The sequence below is a fragment of the Putridiphycobacter roseus genome (genome assembly GCF_003234935.1).
Taxonomy (GTDB): domain Bacteria; phylum Bacteroidota; class Bacteroidia; order Flavobacteriales_D; family Crocinitomicaceae; genus Putridiphycobacter; species Putridiphycobacter roseus.
In genome coordinates, this window is sequence record NZ_QKSB01000087.1 from 1 (window position 1) to 550 (window position 550).

The window sequence follows — 550 nt, forward strand, 5'->3', positions numbered from 1 at the left end:
GCCACACTTCCATCATACTTCCAAATCTCGTAACCATGGGTGGTATCATAAGCTGTAAAGTACAACTCATTTTGAAATTCGGTGAAATATTCATCCTCGAAACCTGTAAGCCAATTAGCCCCCAAAAGGTTATCCTCCGTCATCAACAAGTTTGGAATCAAATTCATACTCACCCCGTCATATTCCCACAAGCGTAAACCATCACAAAGATAACAAGCCCCTACCACATATAATTTATTATTAAAAACATACAAATTCCTATAGCTTAAGGCAGCACTTAAAATGGTATTAACAGAAAACCCATCAAATTCTTTTAACGCCATATTGCCGTTATAGTTATAAACAAAAATTAACTTATTATTATAAACTTTGAAATATCCTGTGGAGCCTTGCGCATTGTTTATATTTGAAAAATTCAGCCAATTAACCAATTGTGGGGGATTTATACCGTTGTATTGCCATATTTCATAACCTTCAACTGAATCTCTGGCTGTAAAATACAGTAAATTATTAAAAACTATAAAATGTTGTGGAAACGAACTTTTATTGA

The 550-nt window shown here is 33.6% G+C and carries 1 protein-coding gene; it reads right to left on the reverse strand.

Going from position 1 to position 550, the window contains the following annotated elements; translation table 11 throughout:
* On the reverse strand, window positions 1-550 hold a 550-nt coding region (locus tag DNU06_RS17625), incomplete at both ends, for a hypothetical protein (RefSeq protein WP_199399047.1).